General features: G+C 56.1%; 1 pseudogene. It reads right to left on the reverse strand.

Annotated elements, in window-relative coordinates:
• Positions 1–255, reverse strand: a pseudogene (locus tag QN399_RS26435) (hypothetical protein); the annotation flags it as partial.

Raw genomic sequence — 255 nt, forward strand, 5'->3', positions numbered from 1 at the left:
TGTGTTGTGCGCTGAGCCTTCTCATCAGGCGTGTTGAGGTGTTGAGCATGGACAAAGCGCAATAAGCGCTCGGGGTCGGGTTGTAATACGGGTTGGGTGAGTCTGTATGCCGGGATGCGCTTGACCGCATCGCTTATTGCAACGTGGCCGTTGCGTACCACGGCCTGTGCCTGGTTTAACAGGTCGTTCCGTTCTTGCAGCAGTGCCTGTATGCCTTGTTCGGGGGTTTTATGGCCGAGCTCGACATCATCGACA

This window comes from Pseudomonas sp. 10C3 (assembly GCF_036346185.1).
Lineage (GTDB): Bacteria > Pseudomonadota > Gammaproteobacteria > Pseudomonadales > Pseudomonadaceae > Aquipseudomonas.